Source organism: Chryseobacterium sp. GM_Chr_2, from assembly GCF_026540445.1.
Classification (GTDB): Bacteria; Bacteroidota; Bacteroidia; order Flavobacteriales; family Weeksellaceae; genus Chryseobacterium.
The window spans coordinates 256,910-283,088 of the sequence record NZ_JALNUD010000004.1 but is presented as its reverse complement, the minus strand read 5'-3'; the positions used below and the strand labels follow the sequence as shown (position 1 = coordinate 283,088).

The 26,179-nt window shown below is 35.2% G+C and carries 24 protein-coding genes; 12 read left to right on the top strand and 12 right to left on the bottom strand.

Annotation, left to right across the window (positions count from 1 at the left end; all coding sequences use genetic code 11):
• The first annotated feature begins 67 nt into the window (after positions 1–67).
• The 11 genes from murD to OXQ85_RS08995 all read left to right on the top strand — a co-directional run bounded on the left by murD (position 68) and on the right by OXQ85_RS08995 (position 13,482).
• The gene (gene murD, locus OXQ85_RS09045; protein WP_267403761.1) at positions 68–1,405 is read left to right on the top strand and encodes a UDP-N-acetylmuramoyl-L-alanine--D-glutamate ligase; all 1,338 of its coding nucleotides are present in this window, start codon (positions 68–70) and stop codon (positions 1,403–1,405) included.
• A gap of 22 nt (positions 1,406–1,427) precedes the next feature.
• Complete coding sequence (locus OXQ85_RS09040; protein ID WP_267403759.1) at positions 1,428–2,666, top strand: FtsW/RodA/SpoVE family cell cycle protein; 1,239 nt, start codon at positions 1,428–1,430, stop codon at positions 2,664–2,666.
• Between the two features lie 91 nt (positions 2,667–2,757).
• A complete protein-coding gene (gene murG / locus OXQ85_RS09035) occupies positions 2,758–3,852 on the top strand; it encodes an undecaprenyldiphospho-muramoylpentapeptide beta-N-acetylglucosaminyltransferase (RefSeq protein WP_267403757.1) in 1,095 nt (364 codons plus the stop codon).
• Between the two features lie 129 nt (positions 3,853–3,981).
• Positions 3,982–5,343, top strand: coding sequence for a UDP-N-acetylmuramate--L-alanine ligase (murC, locus tag OXQ85_RS09030; RefSeq protein WP_267403755.1), 1,362 nt, complete (start codon positions 3,982–3,984; stop codon positions 5,341–5,343).
• A gap of 167 nt (positions 5,344–5,510) precedes the next feature.
• Positions 5,511–5,846, top strand: a complete 336-nt coding sequence (locus OXQ85_RS09025) for a GxxExxY protein (RefSeq protein WP_267403753.1) — start codon at positions 5,511–5,513, stop codon at positions 5,844–5,846.
• 128 nt (positions 5,847–5,974) lie between these two features.
• On the top strand, positions 5,975–6,940 hold the full coding sequence (locus OXQ85_RS09020; RefSeq protein ID WP_267403751.1) for an FtsQ-type POTRA domain-containing protein: 966 nt from the start codon (positions 5,975–5,977) through the stop codon (positions 6,938–6,940).
• A 98-nt stretch (positions 6,941–7,038) separates the two neighbouring features.
• Positions 7,039–8,427: a cell division protein FtsA gene (ftsA, locus tag OXQ85_RS09015; protein WP_267403749.1), complete on the top strand. Its 1,389-nt coding sequence runs from the start codon at positions 7,039–7,041 to the stop codon at positions 8,425–8,427.
• An 85-nt stretch (positions 8,428–8,512) separates the two neighbouring features.
• Positions 8,513–10,402, top strand: coding sequence for a cell division protein FtsZ (gene ftsZ / locus OXQ85_RS09010; RefSeq protein ID WP_267403747.1), 1,890 nt, complete (start codon positions 8,513–8,515; stop codon positions 10,400–10,402).
• Positions 10,403–10,518: 116 nt separating this feature from the next.
• A complete protein-coding gene (locus tag OXQ85_RS09005; RefSeq protein WP_267403745.1) occupies positions 10,519–10,965 on the top strand; it encodes a GatB/YqeY domain-containing protein in 447 nt (148 codons plus the stop codon).
• A gap of 486 nt (positions 10,966–11,451) precedes the next feature.
• Positions 11,452–11,862, top strand: coding sequence for a BrxA/BrxB family bacilliredoxin (locus OXQ85_RS09000; protein ID WP_267403742.1), 411 nt, complete (start codon positions 11,452–11,454; stop codon positions 11,860–11,862).
• Positions 11,863–11,964: 102 nt separating this feature from the next.
• On the top strand, positions 11,965–13,482 hold the full coding sequence (locus OXQ85_RS08995; protein ID WP_267403740.1) for a GH3 auxin-responsive promoter family protein: 1,518 nt from the start codon (positions 11,965–11,967) through the stop codon (positions 13,480–13,482).
• 34 nt (positions 13,483–13,516) lie between these two features.
• On the opposite strand, the gene OXQ85_RS08990 is transcribed toward OXQ85_RS08995, so the two are convergent.
• The 10 genes from OXQ85_RS08990 to OXQ85_RS08945 all read right to left on the bottom strand — a co-directional run bounded on the left by OXQ85_RS08990 (position 13,517) and on the right by OXQ85_RS08945 (position 22,886).
• Positions 13,517–13,927 (bottom strand): hypothetical protein, encoded by a 411-nt coding sequence (locus OXQ85_RS08990; RefSeq protein WP_267403738.1) that lies wholly within the window; start codon positions 13,925–13,927, stop codon positions 13,517–13,519.
• Between the two features lie 27 nt (positions 13,928–13,954).
• Positions 13,955–14,317, bottom strand: coding sequence for a hypothetical protein (locus OXQ85_RS08985; RefSeq protein WP_267403736.1), 363 nt, complete (start codon positions 14,315–14,317; stop codon positions 13,955–13,957).
• A gap of 4 nt (positions 14,318–14,321) precedes the next feature.
• A complete protein-coding gene (locus tag OXQ85_RS08980; RefSeq protein WP_267403734.1) occupies positions 14,322–15,155 on the bottom strand; it encodes an endonuclease/exonuclease/phosphatase family protein in 834 nt (277 codons plus the stop codon).
• A 225-nt stretch (positions 15,156–15,380) separates the two neighbouring features.
• On the bottom strand, positions 15,381–16,379 hold the full coding sequence (locus OXQ85_RS08975) for an endonuclease/exonuclease/phosphatase family protein (protein ID WP_267403732.1): 999 nt from the start codon (positions 16,377–16,379) through the stop codon (positions 15,381–15,383).
• Positions 16,380–16,387: 8 nt separating this feature from the next.
• Positions 16,388–17,119 (bottom strand): rhomboid family intramembrane serine protease, encoded by a 732-nt coding sequence (locus tag OXQ85_RS08970; RefSeq protein WP_267403730.1) that lies wholly within the window; start codon positions 17,117–17,119, stop codon positions 16,388–16,390.
• Positions 17,120–17,123: 4 nt separating this feature from the next.
• Positions 17,124–18,911 carry a DNA mismatch repair endonuclease MutL gene (gene mutL, locus OXQ85_RS08965; protein WP_267403728.1) on the bottom strand — a complete coding sequence of 596 codons (1,788 nt, stop codon included), beginning with the start codon at positions 18,909–18,911 and terminating at the stop codon, positions 17,124–17,126.
• A 280-nt stretch (positions 18,912–19,191) separates the two neighbouring features.
• Positions 19,192–20,031 carry a YoaK family protein gene (locus tag OXQ85_RS08960; protein WP_267403726.1) on the bottom strand — a complete coding sequence of 280 codons (840 nt, stop codon included), beginning with the start codon at positions 20,029–20,031 and terminating at the stop codon, positions 19,192–19,194.
• A gap of 30 nt (positions 20,032–20,061) precedes the next feature.
• A complete protein-coding gene (locus OXQ85_RS08955) occupies positions 20,062–20,556 on the bottom strand; it encodes a hypothetical protein (protein ID WP_267403725.1) in 495 nt (164 codons plus the stop codon).
• Positions 20,557–20,762: 206 nt separating this feature from the next.
• Positions 20,763–22,172, bottom strand: coding sequence for a HAMP domain-containing sensor histidine kinase (locus tag OXQ85_RS08950; RefSeq protein WP_267403724.1), 1,410 nt, complete (start codon positions 22,170–22,172; stop codon positions 20,763–20,765).
• A gap of 3 nt (positions 22,173–22,175) precedes the next feature.
• Positions 22,176–22,886: a response regulator transcription factor gene (locus tag OXQ85_RS08945; RefSeq protein ID WP_267403723.1), complete on the bottom strand. Its 711-nt coding sequence runs from the start codon at positions 22,884–22,886 to the stop codon at positions 22,176–22,178.
• A 185-nt stretch (positions 22,887–23,071) separates the two neighbouring features.
• Between OXQ85_RS08945 and OXQ85_RS08940 the strand changes: the two genes are divergently transcribed.
• The gene (locus OXQ85_RS08940; RefSeq protein ID WP_267403722.1) at positions 23,072–24,796 is read left to right on the top strand and encodes a hypothetical protein; all 1,725 of its coding nucleotides are present in this window, start codon (positions 23,072–23,074) and stop codon (positions 24,794–24,796) included.
• Between the two features lie 38 nt (positions 24,797–24,834).
• Here the strand turns inward: OXQ85_RS08940 and OXQ85_RS08935 are convergent, their stop codons facing one another.
• Together OXQ85_RS08935 and OXQ85_RS08930 are read right to left on the bottom strand one after the other, a co-directional pair.
• Positions 24,835–25,719 carry a cupin-like domain-containing protein gene (locus OXQ85_RS08935; protein ID WP_267403720.1) on the bottom strand — a complete coding sequence of 295 codons (885 nt, stop codon included), beginning with the start codon at positions 25,717–25,719 and terminating at the stop codon, positions 24,835–24,837.
• 181 nt (positions 25,720–25,900) lie between these two features.
• Complete coding sequence (locus OXQ85_RS08930) at positions 25,901–26,146, bottom strand: hypothetical protein (protein WP_267403718.1); 246 nt, start codon at positions 26,144–26,146, stop codon at positions 25,901–25,903.
• Positions 26,147–26,179: the final 33 nt, after the last annotated feature.

The following is a 26,179-nucleotide window of genomic DNA, read 5'->3' as shown; positions in this document are numbered from 1 at the left end:
CTGCAGTAAGCAATAAGCGGTAAGCATTTGGCTTAAAGTTTAGAGCCTATGGCATAAAGTAAAAAGTATGAAAATAGTTGTTCTAGGAGGAGGAGAAAGCGGTTGTGGTGCTGCTTATTTGGCTAAAAAGAAAGGTATGGAAGTTTTTCTTTCAGACAAAGGAGCTATTAAGGATAATTATAAGCAGTTTCTTCTTGAAAACGGAATTGAGTTTGAGGAAGAGAACCACGATGAAGAAAGAATTTTGAATGCAGACTGGATCGTAAAAAGTCCGGGAATTCCGAAAAAAGCGGAAATGATTAAAAAAATTCATGAGAAAGGCATCAGGCTTTCTTCTGAAATTGAATTTGCTTCGGAGTTTACCGATGCTAAAATCATTGCAATTACAGGAAGTAATGGGAAAACAACAACTACATCTTTAATCTATTATATCCTGAAAAATGATGGATTAAATGTAGGTTTGGGCGGAAACATAGGTTACAGCTTTGCAAAACAAGTAGCTGATGAAAACCATGAGTATTACGTATTGGAGGTAAGTTCTTTCCAATTAGATGATATTCAGAATTTTAGACCATATATTTCTTTATTGTTGAATTTGTCTCAGGATCATTTGGATCAATACAATTACAATTATGAAGAATATGCTTTAGCTAAATTCAGAATTACTGAAAATCAGGAGAATGATAATTTCTTCATCTACAATAAAGATGATGAAATGAGTAAAAATCTGCTGGAAAAATTAGAAATTAAAGCGAAAATGATTCCTTTTTCAACAAAAGAGCATTTAGCGGAAGGAGGTTTTATTAATGAAGATAAAATAGAAGTTAAACTTCAGGATGATTTCTCCATGAAAATTGATGAGCTATCATTAATTGGAAATCATAATATTGCGAACAGCTTAGCAGCTTCAATCGCCGGTAAGATCCTGAAAATCAATAATAAAAGTATCAGAAATTCATTAATGACTTTTCAGGCGGTTGAACACAGACTGGAATTTGTTTCTGAAGTTGATGGCGTAAAATACATCAACGATAGCAAAGCAACGAACGTGAATGCAACCTATTACGCATTAGAAAGTATGAAAACTCCGACTGTTTGGATTGTTGGAGGTTTAGATAAAGGAAATGACTATACCGAAATTGAAGATTTAGTCAAGAAAAAAGTAAAAGCTATTGTATGCTTAGGAATTGATAATGAAAAGATTATTAATTTCTTTAAAGACAAAAAAGAGTTTATTTACGACACCTCAAGCATGGAAAAAGCAGTTGAAATTGCAAAATCTTTGTCCAAAAAAGGAGATACGGTTTTACTTTCTCCTTGTTGCGCAAGTTTTGATCTTTTCAAAAGCTATGAAGACAGAGGTCGACAGTTTAAAGAGCAGGTTTTAAAAGCCAATAGCAATTAGCCAAAAGCCAATAGCAGAACATATGAACGAACAAGATACAGAAAACAGATTTGAATTCCTGAAGGGCGATAAAGTACTTTGGATGGTCATTCTTGTGATCTCCATTTTCTCTATTTTCCCTGTTTATTCTGCAAGTTCGAATCTGGAATATATCGTGAATAACGGGACCACAACAGGTCACGTGATCAAACATATGTTCTTCGTAGTCTTAGGTTTGGGAATCATGAGAGTGGTAGGAATGGTGAAATATGAATACATCGGAAAGCTCAGCAGTATTTTGCTCGGCTTAATGATCGTCTTACTGGTAGTCACCATGTTTACCGGACAAACCATTGACGGAGCGAGTGCTTCCCGATGGTTGAAAATTCCGGGAACGCCGATCTCATTTCAGCCGTCGTCGTTCGCATTTTTAATGTTGATTATTTATCTCTGTAGATATTTAACGAAGAAAATAACACGAGAACGGCTTCCGATTGAGAACATTATGTACATTTTCGGACCTATTTTATTGGTTTTCGTTTTGGTTGCAAAAGATAACGGTTCTACGGCATTAATGATCTTAATGGTTTCCGTAGTTGTTTTGGTTATAGGCCAATTACACTGGAAATATATTGCAGGATTCATTTCTGCATCATTCCTGGCGATTGTTTTCTTTTTATTGATTGCTTTAAATACCAATATGATCGGCGGAAACCGTGTTCACACATGGATGAGTCGTATCGAAACATTTACATCAAGCAAAGCAAAAACAGCCGATGTAGATGATGAAAGTGTAAAGGCTAAAAATTATCAGGTAATGCAGGCGAAAGCAGCCATTGTTCACGGTGGAATTACGGGGATGGGACCAGGGAAAAGTGCTTTAAAGCAAATGCTTCCACAGTCTGCCTCCGACTTTATTTTCGCGGTAATTGTAGAAGAATATGGCGTAATCGGTGCTGTTTTTCTGATCAGTTTATATTTAATCATGATGATTCGTATCGTAATGATAGCCAGCAAGATGCCCGCTTTTTTCGGCTCGTTGCTCGTTCTCAGTCTCGGTGTGATGATTTTCATACAACTCTCTGTAAATATTGCAGTTGCAGTCAATTTAATCCCTGTTACAGGGCAACCGCTGCCATTGATAAGTTACGGAGGTACCTCAATGCTGGTAACATATTTGCAGTTAGGAATTATCTTAAATATCAGCTCTAGGATTCAGATTTATGATGAAGAAGGAATGGGCAAAAAACAAAGCATTGCCGAAATAAACGACATTGCTTAAAATAAAATGGAGTCCCAAAGGGACGACTTAAATCAGGATAGGATGAAAATCCTATCAAATAGAATAGAATCAATTATAAATTGATATAAAAATGAACAAAAAACTAAAAGTATTATTATCCGGTGGAGGAACAGGAGGTCATATCTTCCCTGCCATCGCTATTGCAGACGAAATCAAGAAAAGATTTCCTGATGCAGAGTTTTTGTTCATCGGAGCCAATGGCAAAATGGAAATGGAAAAGGTTCCGCAGGCTGGCTACAATATCGAAGGAATTGATATCGCCGGAATCGACAGAGGAAATATGCTGTCGAATTTAGGTTTGCCTTTTAAGATTTTAAAAAGTTTATCTAAATCTAAAAAGATCATTAAAAGTTTCGTTCCGGATTTTGCCGTAGGAACAGGTGGTTTTGCAAGCGGACCAGCTTTATATGAAGCCAGCAAATTAGGAATTCCAATTTTTATTCAAGAGCAGAATGCACATGCAGGCGTAACGAATAAAATTTTAAGTAAAAAAGCAAAAGCCGTATTTACAGCCTATCCGAAGGTGGAAGGTTTTCCGGCTGAAAAAATAAAATTCCTGGGTAATCCGATTCGTGAAAACATTGTTTCAGGAATGCAGGAAACAACTCAGGCAAAAGAAAAAATGGGCTTAGACAAAGACAAACTGACTATTTTATCTGTCGGCGGATCTTTAGGTTCAAGAACATTAAACAACGGTTGGAAAGACAACTTGGAAAGCCTTAAAGAAAAAGGTTATCAATTGATCTGGCAAACCGGAAAGTTGGACTACAACGAATTGTCTTCCAGCCTCCAGCTTCCAGCTTCCATCCAGTTAAAAGAATTCATCAAAGACATGGAAACAGCCTATTCTGCAGCAGATGTGATTGTTTCGAGAGCGGGTGCGATTGCCATTTCAGAGCTGGCAGTAGCACAGAAGCCGGTTTTATTGGTTCCTTTCCCTTTTGCAGCGGAAGATCATCAAACTAAAAATGCCATAAATCTGGTTGAAAAAAATGCAGCTAAAATGGTAAAAGACTCTGAAATGCAGGAAAAATTCTGGAATACTCTTTCAGAGATTTGCGAAAATGAAAGTATAAGAAAAGAAATGTCTGAAAATCTGAAGTATTTTGCTAAGCCGAATGCTGCAAAAGAGATTGTGGATGAGATTTTTAAAGTGATAAAGTAATTAAAAAGGCTTCGACAGGCTCAGCCTGACAAAAAAAGATAAGCGAATAGTATTAGCAATGTCACCCTGAGCTTGTCGAAGGAAACAAAAATAAAGCTTATACTAGAAGCATTAAGATTAAAATATAAAATGAACAATTTAGAAACATATCAAAATTTTTACTTCGTTGGAATCGGAGGTATTGGGATGAGTGCTTTGGCGCGGTATTTCCATGCTTCGGGCAAAAAAGTTTTGGGCTACGATAAAACCAACACCAAATTGACGACGGCTTTGATGAATGAGGGAATTGATATTGTTTTTGAAGATGTTATTGATGAAAGAATCACTTCGCTTCAGACGGAAGATACATTGGTAATTTATACTCCCGCCATCAAGATTTTAGGAATTTTAGATTATTTTAATGACAATCAATTTGAGGTTTTAAAAAGAGCAAAGGTTCTAGGTTTAATTACAGAAAATACAGATTGTATCGCCGTGGCCGGAACTCATGGAAAGACAACGACTTCTACTCTAGTTTCGCACTTGTGCAAAGAAGCTGGTTTGCCTTTCTCATGTTTTTTAGGTGGAATTTCTGAGAATTTTAAATCGAATTTTCTTTATAACGGTTCTCAATATTCTGTTGTTGAAGCTGATGAATATGATAGAAGCTTCCTGAATCTTTCTCCAGATTGGGCAGTGGTAACTTCCACAGATGCAGATCATTTGGATATCTATGGTGATAAAAATACCATTGAAGAAGGTTTCAGACAATTTGCAGCTTTAGTTCCGAACGACAAACAGCTTTTCGTAAGAAAAGGAATTGAAATCGGAAGACCTCATATCACGTACGCAGTAAATGAAGTCGCTGATTATTACGCAGATAACCTAAGAATGGAAGGCGATCAAAATTATTTTGATTTCCATACTCCAACAGAAACCATTAAAGATTTTGTTTGGGATGTTCCCGGAATTCATAACGTTGAAAATGCGACGGTTGCGTTGGCAATCTTAAATAATTTAGGCGTTGATTTCGATACCTTAAAAAAAGCAATTGCCAATTTTAAAGGAATTAAAAGAAGATATACGAAGCACAGATACGAAAACGGTAAAATTTATATTGACGATTACGCGCATCATCCAACGGAAATCAATGCGGTAATGAGTTCCATCCGAACGTTTTACCCTGAAAAGAAATTATTGGTGATTTTCCAACCTCATCTTTTCAGCAGAACGAGAGATTTTGCAGAGGGATTTGCTGAAAGTTTAAGCAACGCAGATGAGTTGATTTTGCTTGATATTTATCCGGCAAGAGAACTTCAGGAAAATTTTGAAGGAATTACTTCGAATTGGTTGTTGGAAAAGATTAATTTAGATAAAAAGGAAGTTTCGACATTAAGTGAAGCTTTCCATAAAATAAAAGAAAAAGATTTTGATATCATTCTTACGGTAGGCGCTGGAAATATAGATACGCTGTATGATCCTATTTGTGAGTGGATTGGAAAAATTAATTAAAATAAATTTAACGCGACAAGCGCAAAGAAATTTTTTCAAAAACCTATTAAATTTCGTTCGCAAGGGCATTTCACTCAGCAAATGATAGCGGAAAATATCATTTTAAGAGTAATTAAAAACACACAAATGACAGAAAATGAATATCAAAAATAGTTTTTGATGCAGGAATGAAGGTGCATCGTAAACTTGGAATCGGGCTCTATGAAAATGTTTATGAACAATGCTTAATTCACGAATTGAAAAACAGTGGGCTTAGCATTGAGAATCAAAAAGACATCAGCATTAATTATGAGGGTTTGATTGTTGATAAAGCATTTAGAGTTGATTTATTAATTGAAAATAAAGTGATTATAGAAATAAAAGCAGTTCCGGAAATTAATAAATATCATTTCTTTCAGCTTCTTAACTATTTAAGAGTCACAGAAATGAAATTAGGAATGATTTTAAATTTTCATTCCACCTTATTTAAAGACGGAGTAAAAAGAGCAGTAAACAAATTATAAAACGAAAATTGTAAAAATATTTTCAGTTATCATTTGCTGAGTGAAACGCCCTTGCGAACAAAAAAATAAGACATAAGAATTTAAAGAAAAACCTTAAGACCATAGCGTTAAAAAGCTTAAAAAACAAAATGAAAAATAAATACAGAATATTAAAAATTGTCATCACAGTAATCATCCTTGGGTTTCTGTTGAGTTTCTCTTTGAAGAAATTCAATGGTCAGGCGATTACGGACAATAAAATTTCTGTAAAAATGAATGAGAAAACACCCGTTTATTTTGTGGATGAAAAAGACATTCGCGAGATTGTAAAAAAAGAAAATCCGTCGGGAAAAGTTGGAGATATTGATATTCCAGCGTTGGAAAAGAAAATAAATGCTCTTCCGGCTGTTGATAGTGCCAATGTTTATTTAAATTTAAATGGAAAACTGAATTTAGATATTAAGCAGAGAGTTCCTGTTTTCAGATTAAATTATCATGGAAAAGATTTCTATGTAGATGAAAAAGGAGTTGAATTTCCGATCTCGAAAACCTATTCTCATCCTTGCATGCTCGTAACAGGAAATGTGAAAAAAGATGAATATCCGAAATTGGCCGAATTGGTTGAAAAAATTGATAAAGACGATTTCAGCAAAAAATATTTCATCGGAATTTCAAAAGATAAAGATGATTATAACCTTCTTACAAGCGAAGGAAATTATAAAGTAGAAATCGGTGATTTAGATAATATTGATTTTAAAGTAAGAGGTTTCAAAACATTTGTGGAGAAATACCTAGTGTATCAGGATCCTCAAAAATACAATATGGTTTCGGTGAAATATCAAAATCAGATTGTAACCACTTTAAATCCTTATTTTAAAGAAAATGACAGTATTTTAAAGGCTGGAAATAAAGAACTGGCAAAAGTTCCTACTCCAACCGCTGTAAAGAAAACAACCGAGACCAAAAAAGAAACTAAAAAACCAAGCTCTACTTCGGCAAAACCGAAGGAAAGTATAAAACCAAAAACTAAGCCCAAACCCAAGGAAACCCAGAAAACCGAGAAGAAACCCACGGCCACAAAGCCGAAGACTAAAGCAAAAGTAAAGATCGAATAATCAGAAAGAGTCCCGAAGGGACGATTTAAGGCAGAATAGGATGCAATCCTATTTTAGTCGATATAAAAATGAATAAAAAAATCAAATCGATATAAAAAATGGAAAATCAAGAGTATTCAGTAGGTCTGGACATTGGGACAACGAAGATTGTCGCCATTGTCGGAAGGAGGAATGCACACGGGAAAATAGAAGTTCTCGGTGTTGGTAAGGCCAAAAGTCTTGGGGTTCATAAAGGGATTGTGAATAATATTTCGCAAACCATTAATTCAATCAAAGCAGCTGTGTCTGAAGCACAGTCAAGTGCTGGCGTTCCTATCCGCAAAGTTACGGTGGGAATTGCAGGAAAACACATTCGTTCTCTACAGCACTCTGATTATATTATGCGTGAACATCCGGATAAGTTCATTACCGATGACGACATTGAAGCGTTAAAAGATCAGGTAAAAAAGCTGGTCATGCTTCCTGGTGAAGAAATCATCCACGTTCTTCCTCAGGAATATAAGGTAGATTCGGAAGGTGAAATTCAGGAGCCTGTAGGAATGCACGGGAAACGTTTGGAAGCTAATTTCCACGTTGTTGTAGGGCAAATGGGAAGCATCCGAAACATCGCAAGATGCGTTCGTGAAGCAGGTCTGGAAATGGAAGCTCTTACCCTGGAACCTTTAGCATCATCTGAAGCTGTACTTACAAAAGAAGAAAAAGAAGCCGGAGTGGCCATCGTAGACATTGGTGGCGGTACTACGGATATTGCTATATTCAAAGATAATATTATTCGTCATACGTGTGTGATCCCTTACGGAGGCGGAATTATCACGGAAGACATTAAAGAAGGCTGTTCCATCATCGAAAAACATGCAGAACAACTGAAGGTAAAATTCGGTTCTGCAGTTCCTGAGCTTGAAAAAGACAGTACGTACGTTACCATTCCGGGGCTTCATGGGAGACCTGATAAGGAGATTTCGTTAAAAACTTTAGCACAGATCATTAATGCGAGAGTAGAAGAAATCCTTGAAATGGTAAATACCGAATTAAAAGCTTACGGTGCGTTTGAGCAAAAGAAAAAACTGATTGCAGGAATTGTTTTGACGGGTGGTGGTTCTAATCTGAAGCATCTTCGTCAACTGGCGAACTATACAACAGGCTTTGACAGCAGAATTGGTTTTGCAAATGAATACATTGCGAACGATAAAAATCAGTATCTTAAAGGTCCGGAATTTGCTACTTCCATTGGATTATTGATGGAAAGTTTAAAAATTCGCGACAAAAAGCAGAATGCTTTGGCGGAAGAAGAAATTGTTCCCGAAAAACCAAAGCAGGAAACAGCAAAAGCACCTGTTGAAACAGCACAGCCTGTAGTTCAGCAAATTGCACCCATTCAGGAACAGGAAGTTGTTCCCCAGCCACAGGAAAGCAAGAGGGCGGCAAAGTTGACATTTGGTCAGTCGCTTATGGAGAAAGTTAAAAAATTCTTTGAAGAAGTAGAGTAAAAAATATAAATGATGAATGGTAATCGATAAAATGTCTTGTTATCAATTATCATGAAATCGATTATCAATTATTAAAAAAACAGTTATGGAAAATATAGGTACACAAGGGTTTTCATTTGATTTGCCAAAGGGAAATTCATCGATCATCAAAGTTATCGGTGTTGGGGGCGGTGGAAACAACGCACTGAAACACATGTACGAAAAAGGGATTCACGGGGTAGATTTCGTGATTTGTAATACAGACGCTCAAACTCTAGATAATAACCCGGTTGCCAACAAAGTACAGTTGGGAACTACCATCACAGAAGGTCTTGGTGCAGGTGCCGATCCGGAAGTAGGTGAAAAATCTGCTATCGAAAGCATCGAAGACATCAAAGCTGCAATGGGACAGAATACCAAAATGGTATTCATCACTGCCGGAATGGGTGGTGGTACAGGTACCGGTGCTGCTCCTGTAATCGCTAAGGTGGCAAAAGACATGGGAATCCTTACCGTGGGTATTGTTACCGTTCCTTTTAGTTTTGAAGGTAAAAGAAGATTGGAACAGGCGGAAAACGGTCTTGATAAATTAAGAAACAATGTTGATTCACTTATTGTAATCAATAATGATAAACTTAGACAACAATTCGGAAATTTAGGATTCAAACAGGGATTCTCAAAAGCCGATGAAGTACTAACGAACGCTGCTAAAGGAATGGCAGAAGTTATTACAGGTTACTTTGATGTCAATATTGACTTTAGAGATGCTAAATCTGTGCTTCAGAATTCCGGTACAGCATTGATGTCTACAGGTATTGCTTCCGGCGAAAATAAAGCGGAAGAAGCGGTAAGAAAGGCATTAGACTCACCTCTATTGAATGACAACAAAATTACGGGCGCGAAAAATGTTCTATTGTTGATCAGAAGTGGTGCTGAAGAAGTAACCATGGATGAAATCGGTATCATTATGGATCATATCCAAAAGGAAGCTGGAAACACAGCCGATATTATTTTCGGGGTGGGTGCTGACGAAGAATTAGGAGATTCTGTAAGCGTTCTTGTCATTGCAACAGGTTTTTCTAATGATAATAAAAAATTTTCAGGGCCGACTGAGAAAATAAAGATCAGTTTAAATGACAGTTTTGATACTCCAAAAACTTCGCCTTTCAAAACAAGAGAAGAAAGAGCAGCAGATCCTGTGCATGATTTCGGAGGAAAAAATCTTTTCAGATTAGATGACGAAGAGGATGCTTATTTCAACACATCATCTTCGGAAAAAAAGATGACCATTGAGCAAGAAGAAGTGAAAAAAGAAATTAAATTTTTCGACTCAGAGGCGAATACTGCAGATGCACCTTCTCAGGAATGGAGAAATGAAGAGGCCGAAGATAGATCATACAGTCTTTTCACTTCGGAAGATGATATGGATGATCCCAATGATCTTGAAATTGAATCTTTTAAGTTTGATTTTGATAATAAAAAAGAAGAGCCACAATCGAATTCATTCAAAAATTCTTATTCTGAAGAAAAACCAGTGGAATTCAGCTTCTTTGTAAATGAGCCGACAAGGAATGAGCCTAAATCTGATTTCGGGCAACCAAAAGCAGAATTTGCGACAGCTGGCGAGGTAAATCAATTAACCGAAGAACCTCTTCAAAAAGTTGAACATTTCTTCCAGCATTTGAAAGAAGAGCCTGTAGCAGAAACAAAACCTGAAACAGAAACTCAGAAAACGGAAGAAGAATTCACCTTTGTGAATAAAACAGTAGATCAGGAAAGAGTGATCGAAAGAAGAAATAAATTAAAAGAATTCAACTCTCGTTATCAGAATTTTGACAGCACAAGTGAATTCGAATCTGTTCCGGCCTTCAAGAGAAAAAATATTTCTATTGATGGCAACAATGCATCCGACCAGAATATCAACACGTACCTGTCTGATAACAACGGAAATATGCAGATCAGAGAGAATAGATTTTTAAATAAAGACGTTGATTAATATCAATATAACAATGTAAAAATGTACCAATGTAACAATATCTGTGTCATGCTGAGCTTGTCGAAGCATCTCGATTGATAAACTGTTACATTGATACATTGTTAAATTTAAAAACCATGAGTTTAGAAAATACAATAAACGAAGCTATAAAAACAGCAATGAGAGCCAAAGACAGAGTGGCTTTAGACTCTCTTCGTGCTGTAAAATCTCAAATATTATTGCTGCAAACGGAAGCCCGAGGTGCAGAAGTAACAGCAGAACAGGAAATTGCTATTCTTCAGAGAATGGTAAAACAACGTAAAGATTCTTACGATCAGTTTACCGCGCAGGGAAGAAATGACCTTGCAGAAGTAGAAGAAGCTCAGATGAAAGTTATTGAGCAATATTTGCCAAAACAGCTTTCTGCGGAAGAGCTGGAAGCAGAAATTAAAAACATTATCGCTGAAACTGGCGCTGAATCTGCTAAAGATTTAGGAAAAGTAATGGGAGCAGCATCAAAAGCATTAGCCGGAAAATCTGACGGAAAAAGCATCTCCGAGATGGCGAAAAAGCTACTTTCTTAGTTGTTGGTTGATTGTTGTCTATTGATAGGCATTAAGACCATCAAACTAACAATCAAAAACCATCAACCTTTAAAAAAGGATATTCAACCTTTGCATATCGATTTGATTAAAGAAGCCCTGAACATTATGTTTAGGGCTTCTTGTATTGTGTGAATTCAAAATCGTTTTTTATATTGCTCATCTTAACCATTTTATAGAGTAAAACGACGGGTAAAGACAACTTTGAATAAAACTGGAAGCACAATTCTTCCATTAAAAGTGAGGGAAATTACATTGATTCATTTTTTTTCATGGTTCTTCGTTTTCAGAATCATTTCAAATTTAGTAAAAAAAACTTTTTATTCATAATTTTAATTCACAATTTTTAGAATATTTATATATAATTAATAATCATTTCATTTTCTTTACAAAAAGCTTTGATAGTTTTTATGTATTGAAGAAACGTAATTAATTGCTTAAATTTGCATAGATCAAAAAAACAAAAATATGTATCCACAAGATTTAGTACTGCCTATGAAGGCTGAACTTACAGATAAAGGTTTCGAAGACTTGACAACACCAACTCAGGTAGAAGAAGCATTAAAACAATCGGGAACTACCCTTCTAGTGATCAACTCTGTATGCGGATGTGCTGCAGGAGCTGCAAGACCGGGAGTTGTATATTCTTTAACAGGAGATAAAAAACCTGACCATTTAACGACTGTTTTTGCTGGTTTCGATACTGAAGCTGTTGTAGAGGCTAGAAAACATTTAGCACCATTCCCTCCAAGCTCACCATGTGTGGCTCTTTTCAAAGACGGAGAATTGGTTCACATGCTTGAAAGACACCACATCGAAGGTAACCCTGCAGGAGCAATCGCTGCAAACCTTCAGGCTGCTTACGACGAGTATTGCTAAGAACAAAATAATTTCAAATACAGAACCGTTACAATTATTGTAGCGGTTTTTTTTTAACGAATAAAATATTCTCTAAAAAGGCAAATATTATTATATTTGGAAATGGCAACGAAGGCACTTTTCAATACTGTGGTCAACTGGTTTATCCGACAAAGGATAGATCAGATACAGAATTTTATGGATCATCCCATTGAAACACAGAAAGGTATTTTATTTTCACAACTGTTTCATGCTGAGGATACTGAGTATGGCAGAAAGTATGGTTTCAACACCATTTCCAGCTATCAGGATTTTAAAAATAAAGTTCCTGTTGTGACGTACGAAGATTTTGAACCTTATATTGAAAAGGCAAGACAAGGGCAAAAGGATGTCACTTGGCCGGGATACATCAAACATTTTGCAAAGTCTTCCGGAACAACCAATGCGAAGAGCAAATTCATCCCAATTTCTGCTGAAAGTTTGGAATATTGCCACATGAAGGCAGGAAAAGACATGGTTTCCATTTACGCCAATAATCATCCGGAAAATCAATTATTCAATTATAAAAATTTACGTTTAGGCGGAAGTTCTGAACTGTATGCAGATTTTAACACCAAATTTGGAGATCTTTCGGCTATTTTGATTGATAATCTTCCTTTTTGGGTAGAAATTACCACCACGCCAAGTAAAAAGGTTTCTTTGATGGGCGAATGGGAAAGTAAACTAAATGCCATTACTTCTGAAGTGAAAAATGAAGATGTGGGAAGTATTTTAGGCGTTCCGAGCTGGATGATGGTTTTGCTTCAGAGGGTTTTAAAAGAGACTGATGTTGAAAGTGTTTCAGAATTGTGGCCAAACCTTGAAGTTTTCTTTCATGGCGGAATAAGTTTTAAACCTTACAAAGAGCAATTCAAGCAAATCATCGGGAAAAACATTAATTACTACGAAATTTATAATGCTTCTGAAGGCTTTTTCGGAATTCAGGACAGACCGAATAGTGATGAAATGCTTTTGATGCTTGATTACGGTATTTTTTACGAATTTATTCCGATGGATCAGTTCCACTATTCAAATCCGAAAGTAGTGAGCTTAGAAGATGTGGAAGTGGGCAAAAATTACGCGATGGTAATAACGACCAATGGCGGATTGTGGAGATATTTGATTGGTGACACGGTTATTTTTACTTCGGTAAATCCTTTTAGAATAAAAATTACAGGAAGAACGAAACATTACATCAATGCATTTGGGGAAGAATTAATGATTACCAATGTAGAATCTGCCCTTTCTAAAGCGTGTAATGAAACAGAAGCCTCAGTTACCGATTTCACCGGAGCCCCTGTGTTTATGAAAGAAAATGAAGGCGGCGCCCACGAATGGATTTTTGAATTCTGCAAAAAACCAAATGATATTGAAAGCTTTATTGATATTTTTGATCAGCATTTAAAATCAATCAATTCTGATTACGAAGCGAAGCGTTATAATAACATGACCTTAAAACGTCCAATTGTGCACATTGCAAAGCCTAATTTATTTTATTCATGGTTAGAATCGAAAGGTAAGCTTGGAGGGCAAAATAAGGTTCCCAGACTAAGCAACGACAGAGAATATATAGAACCTTTATTGGATCTTAATTATAAATAACAAAAACCGCAGTTTTCGCTGCGGTTTCATTTTTCTATTTGCTTAAATCTTCTTTTAATTTTTTAGCGGCATCTTCAACTTTGGAAGCACCTTTTTTAGCTGCTTCTTTAGCATCTTTTCCTACTTTATCGGCTTCAGATTTAATATCCTGTCCGGCTTTGTGAAGATCTTGTTTGGTCTTGTCTGCCGTAGCATCGATTTTGTCTTTCGCTTTCTGAGCGGCATCATCGATCTTGTTTCCGGCTTCGTCTACTTTGTTTTTTACATTTTCTTTAGCGGCATCAATCTTAGCTGTATCCACCAAATCTGTATTGCTGGTTTCGGTAGTCGTGGTAGTGGTTACAGATCCGTCAGGATTTTCTACACTTTCCGTTTTAGTCACAGATTTTTTACAAGATACTACTGCAAGCGAAATAATAACCGCTGCTAAAATTTGTTTTTTCATACTTTTTATATTTTTAAAATGTTCTTTTTAATTTGCAGTTTCCGTATTCGGCGAAGTTTCAGCAGTTTTTTGTTTTTTCTTCTCCTCGTCTGCCTTCTTTTTCTCTTCGTCTGATTTTTTCTTGTTTTCTTTTTCCAATTCAGCCTGAATTCGCTTTTCCTCAGCCTGAGTTTTTAACGCTAACTTAATGGAGTCTTGATACTTTTGTGAAGACATCCTGATCTGTCTCACAATATCTACAGAAGTCGCTCCATTAGAAAAAGAATCTTTCGCAATCGTATCATACGAAGCCTTTACACTGTCTAAAGGGTAAAGATCAGCAGGTTCTTTCTTTGAACATGCCGCCAAAAATAAAGACAAAGCCAATACTCCGAATAGGAAATTTTTCATGGAACTAATTTAATAGAAATTCTGCAATTACCGGATAGTGATCTGATAATTTCACAGAATGATCTACTTTATAGCTTACAGGGACAATAGAACTTGAAGTAAAAATATAATCTATACGCAAAGGAAATTTGTATTCATGAAAACTGGTTGAGATCCCGTTACCCGCTTTTACAAAAGCATCTTCGAGGTTTTTACCTAAATTATAATATTCATAAGAATTGGGAACCGAGTTGAAATCTCCCGCTAAAATTACCGGATATGGCGAACTATCGACTGCCCTTCTTATTTTTTTGATTTGATCTTCGTGGGCTTTAAATGTGGGAATTAAGTGAGAAAAGATTAAACCTAATTTGTTGGTTTCACTAGATACTCCGTTGAATTCAAGCATCGATTTGTTTAATCTGAAAGGCTCTAAATAAACATTTACCACCCGAATGATCTTTCCGTTGATATCAATATCAGCATAAAAAGAATTTCCTCTGGATCTGTCGTTAATGAGCTCTGCCTGCCTTAGAATTTTATGTTTTGTTTTGAGAATTACCGTAGGATATTTTACCAGATTTTCTTTAATAGCTGTATTTGTATCTTTTTCCTGAACTAAAATAATATCCGCGTTTTGGTCTGTTATATATTTCTTTACCGTTTGCCATCCTCCCACACTACCGTATTTTACATTGAATGTTAAAACTTTAATATCATTCTTGGTTTTATTCGTATCTGTGGTTTGAGGAGAAAAATTGATCCATCTTCGAATCGGATTGTAAAATATAAAAGTTGTTAAAACAAAAAATAAAGCAAATTTTTTCCGTCGTATAATCCAAACTAAAGTTAAAAACACATGTATTAATATAAGATATGGAAAACTAAGGGAAAGAAGATTAAGATTTCCAAAGTAGTTGGGTGGTATCCAGGCGTTTGCAAAATTGCACAACAGTAAAAAGATAACGGCAAAGTGAAAAAAAAGTACAATCCGGCTCGGCTTCATAAAACAAACTTTACTAACTCCGAACAATTTTTAGCAAAAACCCTACCAATAAGGTCGATTTAACGAATTTTATGATTTTTATTTTTCCAACGAAAAAGTGGAAATAACCGGAAAGTGGTCTGACAGGCGCACTGAGCGATCTACCTGATAATTAATTGGTTTTATAGATGGTGATGTAAAAATATAATCGATCCTTAAAGGGAACTTATAATCATGAAAACTGGTAGCGCTACCACGCCCGACTTCCACAAAAGCATCTTTTAATCCTTCCGACAAATGATAATATTCATAAGAATTAGGAACCGAGTTGAAATCTCCCGCTACAAAAACAGGATATGGCGATTCTCCAATCGCTTTTCTGATGATTTCTACCTGTTCCTGATGCAATTTAAAGGTGGGAATCAATCTTTTAACAACATTCTTGATTTTCTGTTTGTCTTCATCGCTATTACCATCAAGCTTTACCATTTTCTTTTCAAACTTAAATGGTTGCAAATAAAGATTGATAAAACGATAGGTTTTTCCTTTAATTTCAATGTCATTTTGATCAGCATAGGCATTGAAATCATTATAATTTCCCATTATTAAAATCTTATGAGCAACAATTTTATGCTTTGTAAACAGAGAAACAATATACATTCTCTCTAAGTTGGATTTTTTTAATTCTCCAAACTTAAAATCTTTATCACCATCTTCTTGTAATAATACAACATCAGCATTTTTTGAATTAATATAATCTTCAATATTTTTTTGCCCGAATTCTGCTCCTTTAGTATTAAAAGAAATAATCTTTAAATCCGCTGCGTTTTTACTCTCAGCAGAATAATTAATCCATCTTTTTATAGGATTAATGAAGGCTAAACTGCAAAACAGAAAAACAAACGCTCTTTTTTTCCAAGAAAAGATCCAGAAAAATATTAATAAAAAATACGTGATAATTAAAACCGGAAAACCTAATGAAAGTAAATTGAACCAGGGAAATACTTTGGGTGGAACATAGGCATTCAGCAATGTACAAAGCAATAGAAATAGTATTCCTAAGTGCAGCACCAAAAATATTAATCGAACAATTTTCACTGTGTTTTTTAATTAAATCGATATAAATGTTTTCTCCAACTCCATGCTAAGATAAAACCGACCAAAGCCCCCCCTACGTGAGCCAGATGGGCAATACCTCCTACATTTCCTGAAACCCCTAAATAAATAGAAATAACGATAAGTATAGGCATTAAATACTTTACCTTCATCGGAACAGGGATAAACATCATCGCAATTTTAGCATCTGGATACAATGTCGCAAAAGCTGCTACAACACCGAAAATTGCTCCTGAAGCACCCACCATTGGTGTTGCAACAATATTTTTCAAGTTTTCCACCAGTTCCTGTTGCTTTAAAATAGCTTCCGATGATCCGGAAAAGTTGACCTGAGCTCCAGCTAAATAAGCATTTGTATTAAATCCTAATTCATTTAAACTTGAGGTAATTTGCTGAACCTCAACAAAATTCCAAAGATTAAATAATGCAAAAGCACCTAAACCACTTAAAAAATACAAAATAAGATACCTTTTTTCACCAAGTGCATTTTCTAGAATAGGTCCAAAACTAAATAAAGTCAGCATATTAAATAAAATATGCATAATACTTCCATGCATAAACATATGCGTAATCACCTGCCATGATTTAAAATAAGGCGAAAACGGATAAAACCCTGCCAAAGATTCTATAAGTTGATCTTTAAAGATAAAATTAGCCACAACAAATACGACAGCATTGATGATGATAATATTTCTTGTAATCGGCGGTATATTGTTAAACATTTACTTAAAATTTATTTTTAAAATCATTGAAAGGAACTTCATAGAAGCATCTTTTTCCTGTGGGTAAAAATTCCGGGAAGCCTAATGCGGTGAAGTCTTTAATTAACTGCTCGGCATCAGCTTTATAAATGAAATCAAATCTAGATTTAGAATTCATTTTACCCCACTGATTTTGATAGTGTTGCATAAATTCCTCCTCCGTTTTGTATTCTAAAATTTCAAACAAATTTTCCAAGAATTTAATCACCTGTGTTTCTTTCATTCCTTCCGGAACTGCATCTATTCTCAATACATTTCCATGAGCCGTTGTGGTTTCAAATCCCAGGCCAGGAAGATATTTTTTGAAAGATTTATACTTTACATGTTCAATTTCATTCATGTGGTACTCCAAAGAAAATAACAATGAATGACTATGATTGTTCGTTTTTTTCGTGCTTTTGCTATTTTCAGCAACCACCAACCTATGCATTCTTCCTAAGTCGAGCATTAGCGTACGATCTCCCTGGTTGAAAAGCCAATAACCATTCGGAAGTCTCATGAGATCTTCATCAAAATCCTCTTCTTCAAACAAATTAATCTTAGAAGGTTCTGCCGTGATGTTGATATTTTGATGATACATCTCCGTAAGATTCTGAATTTCGGCCTGTGCAACTTCTCTTTCTTCCAAAAAAGGATTGTAATCTTTATCTACAATAATTTCAGGCATTTTAAGCATTCCGCCACCGCCATTACTTTTGCTCGGCGAAGAGTTCATCATGCTGTCTAGTTCAGGATCTCTTTCAAAATCAAGACTTGGCGCCACATTATAAATTCCCAATGATCTTTTGATGGTTGAACGAAGCAAGGCGAAAATAAGATGCTCATCTTCAAACTTAACCTCTGTTTTTTGTGGATGAATATTAACATCAATTTTTTCAGGATCAAGATTTAAAAACAAGAAAAAAGAAGGTACATATCCTGGTAAAAGAAGTCCTTCAAATGCTTCCTGAACCGCTTTATTGAAGTACGGACTTTTAAAATATCTTCCGTTGACGAAAAGAAACTGTTCGCCTCGTGTTTTCTTTGCTCCTTCCGGTTTGGCTACAAAGCCGTGAAGTTTGCACCAGATAATATCTTCTTTAATAGGAATCAACAACGGCTGTAGTTTTCTTCCGAAAATATCTACGATACGCTGCATCTGGCTTCCTCTTCTTAATCTGAAAACCGCTTCATCATCATGAAAAAGTGAAAATTCAAGATTTTCATGCGCTAAAGCAACACGCTGAAATTCATCAATCACATGTCTAAATTCAACATTATTATTTTTAAGGAATTTTCTTCTTGCCGGAACGTTGTAAAACAGGTTTTTAACCAAAAAATTACAACCTTCTGCCGTTTGCACAGGATCCTGAAACTGGAAAACTCCACCTTCAATATAAATATTAGTTCCTACTTCTGCATTTTTCTGCTTGGTCTTCAATTCAACCTGAGAAACTGCCGCTATAGAAGCCAGTGCTTCGCCACGGAAACCTTTTGTAGCGATCTTAAAAATATCTTCAGTACCACGAATCTTAGATGTCGCATGTCTTTCGAATGCCATTCTCGCATCGGTTTCAGACATTCCTTTTCCGTCGTCTACTACCTGAATCAGATTTTTTCCAGCATCGCGGATAATCAGTTCTATTTTGGTAGCCTCTGCATCTATCGAATTTTCCAAAAGTTCTTTCACAATGGATGCAGGCCTCTGCACCACCTCTCCTGCCGCTATTTGGTTGGCTACATGATCCGGTAAAAGCTGAATAATATCTGACATAAATTGGTTAATCAACTTACAAAAATAGTCATTCGAAATAAGAATAAAAATAATAAAACCGTGAATTAAAATTTAATTATTAACATTTTCACCCCTTTTTCCACATTGCTCCTGGATTTGCTTTATATTATCAATTAAAAATAACACCCCTTTTCCGTTACAGATCAGGGGTGTTTCACAGCTAGTTTACACAAAATTAATACTGATATTTATATCTCTTATTTAACATTGTCTGTTCTAAAAATGTATTTCGTTGAATTCATTCATGGTTATTATTCCATTACTCTTCAAATACAAGTTTTCTCTTTTTCTCACGTTTTTCCTTAATTTCAGGAATTCCGTGTATCTTATCATACAGATAAGCCAATAGGTTTGGTTTTTTATAGATTTTACTGTATCTGTATTGTGTATTGAAATGTCTTATATGAATTTTATAAGCATCATATCCGATAACCACCAACAAACACAAACTGATGACATAAAATACTCTGAACTCAAGATAATAATACGTTAACCCTGAGAAAACCGCTCCCAAAACATAGGCAAACATGATACTCGAAAGCAATTTTGCTCTGGAAACCAATTCACCATTCTTTCTGAATTTTTTCTGGGTAAACATGGAAACCAAAATCCCCAAATCGGTCGTTGTACCCGTAAGGTGGGTTGTTTTTACCGAAAAATTGGATATACTCGCCGTTAAACCATTCTGCAAGCCAGTTGCGAATAACATTAACGACACCAAATATTCTGTTTCTTCCAGTGTTTTCTGATAATAAAACTGTCCGTAAATTCCGACAAACAATAGACAGATGATCTCTAAGATCAACGGCATTGCATGAGCGAAATATTTACTTCTTTTATTGAAATTAATAACAATAAAATTCGATACAAAACCTCCGAAGAAGAAAAGAAAGATCCATAATCCTACAACCCCAACCTGCGCCCAGTTGCCTTTGCTGATTTCCGCTGCTAAAATGGCGTAATGCCCCGTTACGTTTGAGGTAAAAGAGAGAAATATCAATAGAGATGCTATATTTATAGTACCCGCCGTGAAGGCAGTCAGCGTTCCCAACCTGATGTTGTCTCCCAAAGTCCTGCTGTTACTATAATTCCTTAACATTTTTTAAATTTTAAAATAATTGATAATATTTTAAGCCTCTACAAAGATCTCTGCCAATCTTCCTTTTTCAGGAAGTCTCTGTGGCATCTCAACGGTAATTTCGTGAGATTCTAATTCTTTGCATTTTTTGATATAAGGAACTATGTCAAACTTCCCATTTCCTTTACTTTTAATTGATGGAGAGTAATATGCCTCCTCAATATTTTCTGCTTTCACAAAATTGTTGAATGTTCTCTGAAAACTTCCCGTGAAAATATCGCACACAATCCTATTGATCAAATGTGGATATTTGTTCTTTATTATTCCGTAAGCATCACTGAATTCTCTAGATTTTATCTTACTGAAAATTGTACTTTTTGTCTTGAACAGAAGATCTCTGATAGAATCTCCCATATCGTATCCTGAAACCAAAAGAATATTATATTGATTTTGGTCTTCCGAAGCATCTTTCTCTTTAAGCAACTTCTTCAAAATATTCAAAGACTCAAGAGAGTAATCTGTGGCAATTAAAATCGTTTTGGTCATATTATTAAGATTTAGTTTCGTTATCTTATTTTGATAATACAAAACTAGAACGACCAAATTAGAAGCCCTTTGGAACGGAATTAAAATGTCATTAAAGAGATTAAAATGAGATTAGAAAATTGTTAAGAATGGTTAATAGGAATGATCAATCAACCTTCATTTCGTAGGAATGTAAGCAGAGAACACTCTCTCGTAGATTTTTGTACTTAATCTAATTTCTCTTCGGTTTGCACACTATAAAAATTCGGAAAACGAAGCTGTACGGTTGTTCCTTCGTTTTCATGAGAACTTACAATTAATTCTCCACGGTGCATTCTTACGATGTTTCGAGCCAGAGGAAGTCCGATCCCGTAACCTTCATAGTTTTTGGTATTGGAGGCACGGAAAAAAGGATCATAAATTTTATTCATTTCCTCTCTCGGAATCCCGATTCCGTTGTCTTTTACGATAAGATAAACATCATTATCAGTCGCACCCAAGGAAACTTTAACCTGTTGAAAATTAGAATACTTACAACCGTTACTGATGATATTTGCCGCTGCAAGATGCAATAGTTGTTCATTCCCCTGAACTTTTAATTTTTTAGGGTTATCCGGCAACATACTGATGTCCAAATAGATATTGTTTCGGGAATCAATTCTTCGCAATGTTTCAATCACATCCCAAAGAAGCTGATCCATTCTCACCTTATCCATTTTCTGAATCTTGCCGTCGAATCCGGTTTGAGCGATCATTAATAAAGCTTTGATTTTTTTATCTAATTTTTCAGCTTCATCTAAAATAATTCCCAGCGTTTCCTTGTATTCTTCATTGGTTCTGCTGATAGAAAGCGCCACATCTGCCTCGCCCATAATGGAAGTTAAAGGCGTTCTCAACTCATGGGAAACATTTCCAATCAAATGATTTTGGGTTTCAAAAGAAGTCTCAATACGGTTCAGCATCCCATTAAATGTATCCACCAACTCGTTCAGTTCTTTATTATCGGGCTGAGGCTCAAGACGTAAGTGAAGATTTTCAGAACTGATTTCCTTTACCTTACCTGTAATTTTTAAAATAGGTCTAAATAAGGTTTTAGACAGATAAAAAGAGAAAATCATACTAAAGAAAAGCGAAAGCACGATACAGGTGATCAAAGTTCGCTTCAAAAAGCCTAAATAATAAACCACATAATGGTTTTTGGCAGAAGCTATCGCAATATAATCTTTGTTATCATGTTTGAAGGTTTGCCCGATATAGTAAAACTCTTTATCATTATAATTGGCCTCCCCTTTTTTAACAATACTCTTGAAAAAATAATCCGGAATGTGAACTTCGTGGGAAATTTTTTTATAATTAGAATCCGTCGGAACCGCAAAAACATAATCGCGTTCCATGGGAAGCTCTTCATCATTTAGGCTATTGAGAATATAATTTTCTGGAATATCAAGATCGTCTTTACTTTTTTCAATCTGAACAATTGTCGTGGTACGAATTTTTAATAATTCATAAAACCTTTGATGCGAAAAGTTGACAATCGAAAAATAAACCAATCCACTGAACAGCAATATGATGGCGGTAAACACCAACATTAAAAGCACCATCGTTTTGGTTTGATTTGTAACGACTTTATTAAACATTTCTTAAGGTTTTTTCAAGACATATCCCATTCCTATCACGGTATGTATCAGTTTATTATCATCCTGATTGTCTAATTTTTTTCGTAAATAATTTACATAAACATCCACCACATTGGTCCCTAATTCATAATTAACTCCCCAAACGGCATCCAGAATTTCAGCTCTGGAAATTACCTTTTCAGGATTGTTTAAGAAATATAAAAGTAATTTGTACTCTGTTGAAGTTAATGAAATTTCTTCCCCAGAGCGCGTCACTTTTTTAGTATAATCATTTAAAATTAAATCTGAAAACTGAAAAACATGCTCGTTATCAACCTCTGGTTCAATAATTTCGGGAATGCTTCCATTATTATTACTTCGTCTCAACAAAGACTTTACACGAGCCACTAACTCAATGAATTTAAAGGGTTTAACTAAATAGTCATCGCCACCACTCTCCAGTCCGAGAACAATATTTTCGGAAGTTCCCAAAGCCGTCAAAAAGAGAATCGGAACATGCTTATTTGTTTTTCTGATTTCCTTGCAGGCATCCAAACCATTCATTTCAGGCAACATAATATCCAAAATCACCAAATCGAAATCATTCGACTGCACCAGCTGAACGCCCGTGCGCCCATCAAAAGCCACAGAAATTTCGTATCCGTTTTCCTGAAGTCCCTTTTTAATAAAGGACACCACACTCGTTTCGTCTTCGATAAGGATAATTTTTTTCATTGAAATAAGGAATTAGACAAAAATAGAAAATTTTATTTTGGCTGAAACCCCTATTTCATTTCTTATTTGCTATCGTCGTTTTAAAGATATCTTTTACGTATTCATTTTACTCTTCTTTTACAGTAAAAAATCATTTCGTCGTTCTACAAAAACACAGTAATTTTAAATCCTGAAATATCACTTCAATGAAACTGAAATATCTCTTATTTTCTTTTGCTTCAATCTTAGCTTTCGCTCAAACTCAATTTCAGACACCTTTCGAAAAAGGAAATGGAAATCAGACCGTTACTTATGACGAGATGAATGCGTATTATCAAGATTTAGCTAAAAATTTTAATACGATTCAATATCTGAAAAAAGGAGAAGACGACAACGGAAAATCGATTTATGTAGTTATTTACAATCCGTTTCCTGAGAAAGATTTAAATCAATTAAGAAAAGAAAAGGCAATTCTCTTCGTTAACAACGGCATTCATCCCGGTGAACCGGACGGAATCGATGCAACGATGATGTTGATGCGAGATTTAGCAACAAAAAAAATCAAAACACCTCAGAATTTCATAATCGCGGCGATTTCTGCTTATAATGTAAGCGGCATGCTGAATCGTGGATCATTTTCCAGAGCTAATCAGAACGGTCCTGAAAAGTATGGATTCAGGGGAAATGCTAGAAATTATGATTTGAATCGAGATTTCATTAAAGCAGATACAAAAAATGCGAAGAGCTTTCAGGAGATTTACCAATGGCTGAAACCTGATGTTTTCATTGATAATCACGTGAGTAACGGAGCAGATTATCAGTATACTTTCACTTATATTTCTACTTTTAAAGAAAGGTTGGGAAATGTTTTGGGTGAATATTTTTACAATAATTATCAAGCTAAAAATCTTGAAGATCTGAAGAAACTAGGTTACGAAAGTACGCCTTATGTCAATATTCATGGAGATGTTCCGGAAGTTGGTTTTGCTTCGTTTGAGGATTCTCCGAGATATTCTACGGGTTACACGACTTTGTTCAATTCTTTGGGAACGGTTCCTGAAACGCATATGTTGAAACCTTATGACAAAAGAGTCGATGCAACGTACAAATATATGCTCGTCAATCTTCAGAATTTAGACAAAGATTACAAAAAGATCAAACAGCTTCGAATTGAAAATTTAAAACAATATCAAGCCGGAAAACAGTATGGAATTCGCTGGAAAATCGATTCTACGAAATACTCTACGATGGATTTTAAAGGGTATGAAGGGAAATACAAGCCAAGCGAAATTTCAGGAAAACCAAGATTATATTACGACCGAAACAAGCCTTTCACAAAAAATATAAAGCTGTTCACAACTGCTGTTCCGACAGGTTATATTACGATTCCGAAATATTATGTGATCCCGCAATCGCAATATCGGGTAATTGAAGAATTTAAAAGAAATCAGATCCAAATGAAACCGATTCAGAAAGACAGTACAATTGCTGTTGAATCTTATAAAATTAATGATTTTAAAACCGTAAAAAATCCATACGAAGGTCATTATCTGCATTTTGAAACAACAGTCGACAATTTAAATAAAAACATATCATTTTCTGCCGGAGATTACTTAGTTCCAACAAATCAAGATGGCGTAAAATATATTATTGAAACCTTAGAACCGGAAGCATTGGATTCTTTCTTCAACTGGAATTTCTTTGATGGAATTTTAGCCCAGAAAGAATATTATTCAGCTTATATTTTTGAAGATACGGCGGCAGAATTACTGAAAAAAGATAAAGATTTAAAACAAAGATTCGAAGCCAAAAAAGCATCCAACAAAAAATTCGCCGACGATGGAACGGCTCAGCTGGATTGGGTTTATAAAAACTCTCCTTATTTCGAGGAAAAAACTTTCAGACAATATCCAATTTATAGAGTTTTATAAAACAAAAAAGACGTTTCTAATTGAAACGTCTTTTCATTTTATCTTTTCGGCAACCCTCTTTTTAAAGCGAGTTCTGCTCTTTCGATTGCTTTTTTCTCTTTCCAGTCCATATATTTCTTCTTGAAATTCTTCTTCATGATATCATCAAACTTACGTTGGAAAGTAAGATTCCACAAAGAATGCGCTTTTACTGCCCAAGATTTATCCCAAGCTCTCAAAGAAATAGAGAAACTTCCGTCCAGATATTTCATCCAGTGCCACCAGCCTGTCGGCATAAACAGCGTATCACCATGTTCAAGATAACATTCAATACCCTCTACACCATCTAAGGCAGGGAATTTTGTGAAATCCGGATTTTCGATATCATAATCCTCCAAAGCATAGGTTGCATAAGGAATCTGGTATAATCTTTCTCTCCATTTGTAATCAAAAAGAAGCACATGCTTTCTTCCGTTGAAGTGGGTATGGAAAATATGCGCCATATCGATATCGTAGTGAAGGAAGGTTACCGAACCTTTTCCACCAAAAAACATGGAAGGATATTTATCTAAAAATCCGCCCATTAGATCTTTTGGAGAGATATAATCGTCTAATAATTTTTTAGCATGTTTTATAGGATCAAAAAAGAAAATTCTAAGATCGGTAGGCTCTCTCTGGATAAGATCGATATAATCTTTAAACATCATTTTAGCAGCGGAAGCATTGATGGGAGCAGCGGGATCAGCCTTGGAACTGTCGTATAACGGAACTTCCACATCTCCAACTACTTCTTTCATATACTCCATTGTCCATTTCTGGTAAGCAGGCCACTTTTTTGCCATGTTTTTGATGACAACGGGCTTCCTGGGCTTTAGATATTTTTCTATGAATTCTTCTTGAGTAATATCATCTACAATATCTATAGGCTTTAAATTAATTCCCATCTTATAAATTTTATATTACAAAATTATTAAATAAATAGTTACGTTGTAGCGTTTAAGTTTTTTTTAATCTATGATTCAAATCATTATTTTAAATATTTAGACTAAATAAAAATAATAAAGAATCTTATTAAATAGAATTTTTCTGCAATCCCATTTATTTTCATAAAGAAAGTGCAATTTTTTAAATTATCAGATAAATGCAATTTATTTTAGATAGATTTAGACAATACATTTGTTTTCTTTTATTCATTAAATTATTTTCAAAATAGCCTTTTCCTATGAAATATTTTTCATCAGGAGCTTTTTTGCGCTTTCCGCTATATCTTTTGTTCCGCGTTGCTTCACAAAAGGATGCCGCTGCAATCACGGCTAGGAAATTTGTCTTTTCATTCGATTTGTAAACAATATTCAAAATTTTATCTCCCATAAAATCTAAAAATTTCTAAATAAAACGATGTAT

Coding starts and splice junctions, on each gene's coding strand:
- murD (WP_267403761.1), top strand. CDS start 68: ATGAAAATAGTTGTTCTAGGAGGAGGAGAAAGCGGTTGTGGTGCTGCT.
- ftsA (WP_267403749.1), top strand. CDS start 7,039: ATGGAAAATCAAGAGTATTCAGTAGGTCTGGACATTGGGACAACGAAG.
- mutL (WP_267403728.1), bottom strand. CDS start 18,911: ATGTCAGATATTATTCAGCTTTTACCGGATCATGTAGCCAACCAAATA.
- OXQ85_RS09005 (WP_267403745.1), top strand. CDS start 10,519: ATGAGTTTAGAAAATACAATAAACGAAGCTATAAAAACAGCAATGAGA.
- OXQ85_RS09025 (WP_267403753.1), top strand. CDS start 5,511: ATGAAGGTGCATCGTAAACTTGGAATCGGGCTCTATGAAAATGTTTAT.
- OXQ85_RS08990 (WP_267403738.1), bottom strand. CDS start 13,927: ATGAAAAAACAAATTTTAGCAGCGGTTATTATTTCGCTTGCAGTAGTA.
- OXQ85_RS08935 (WP_267403720.1), bottom strand. CDS start 25,719: ATGGGAATTAATTTAAAGCCTATAGATATTGTAGATGATATTACTCAA.
- OXQ85_RS08950 (WP_267403724.1), bottom strand. CDS start 22,172: ATGTTTAATAAAGTCGTTACAAATCAAACCAAAACGATGGTGCTTTTA.
- OXQ85_RS08960 (WP_267403726.1), bottom strand. CDS start 20,031: ATGTTAAGGAATTATAGTAACAGCAGGACTTTGGGAGACAACATCAGG.
- OXQ85_RS08930 (WP_267403718.1), bottom strand. CDS start 26,146: ATGGGAGATAAAATTTTGAATATTGTTTACAAATCGAATGAAAAGACA.
- OXQ85_RS08955 (WP_267403725.1), bottom strand. CDS start 20,556: ATGACCAAAACGATTTTAATTGCCACAGATTACTCTCTTGAGTCTTTG.
- OXQ85_RS08985 (WP_267403736.1), bottom strand. CDS start 14,317: ATGAAAAATTTCCTATTCGGAGTATTGGCTTTGTCTTTATTTTTGGCG.
- ftsZ (WP_267403747.1), top strand. CDS start 8,513: ATGGAAAATATAGGTACACAAGGGTTTTCATTTGATTTGCCAAAGGGA.
- murG (WP_267403757.1), top strand. CDS start 2,758: ATGAACAAAAAACTAAAAGTATTATTATCCGGTGGAGGAACAGGAGGT.
- OXQ85_RS08945 (WP_267403723.1), bottom strand. CDS start 22,886: ATGAAAAAAATTATCCTTATCGAAGACGAAACGAGTGTGGTGTCCTTT.
- murC (WP_267403755.1), top strand. CDS start 3,982: ATGAACAATTTAGAAACATATCAAAATTTTTACTTCGTTGGAATCGGA.
- OXQ85_RS09000 (WP_267403742.1), top strand. CDS start 11,452: ATGTATCCACAAGATTTAGTACTGCCTATGAAGGCTGAACTTACAGAT.
- OXQ85_RS08995 (WP_267403740.1), top strand. CDS start 11,965: ATGGCAACGAAGGCACTTTTCAATACTGTGGTCAACTGGTTTATCCGA.
- OXQ85_RS09020 (WP_267403751.1), top strand. CDS start 5,975: ATGAAAAATAAATACAGAATATTAAAAATTGTCATCACAGTAATCATC.
- OXQ85_RS08940 (WP_267403722.1), top strand. CDS start 23,072: ATGAAACTGAAATATCTCTTATTTTCTTTTGCTTCAATCTTAGCTTTC.
- OXQ85_RS08970 (WP_267403730.1), bottom strand. CDS start 17,119: ATGTTTAACAATATACCGCCGATTACAAGAAATATTATCATCATCAAT.
- OXQ85_RS09040 (WP_267403759.1), top strand. CDS start 1,428: ATGAACGAACAAGATACAGAAAACAGATTTGAATTCCTGAAGGGCGAT.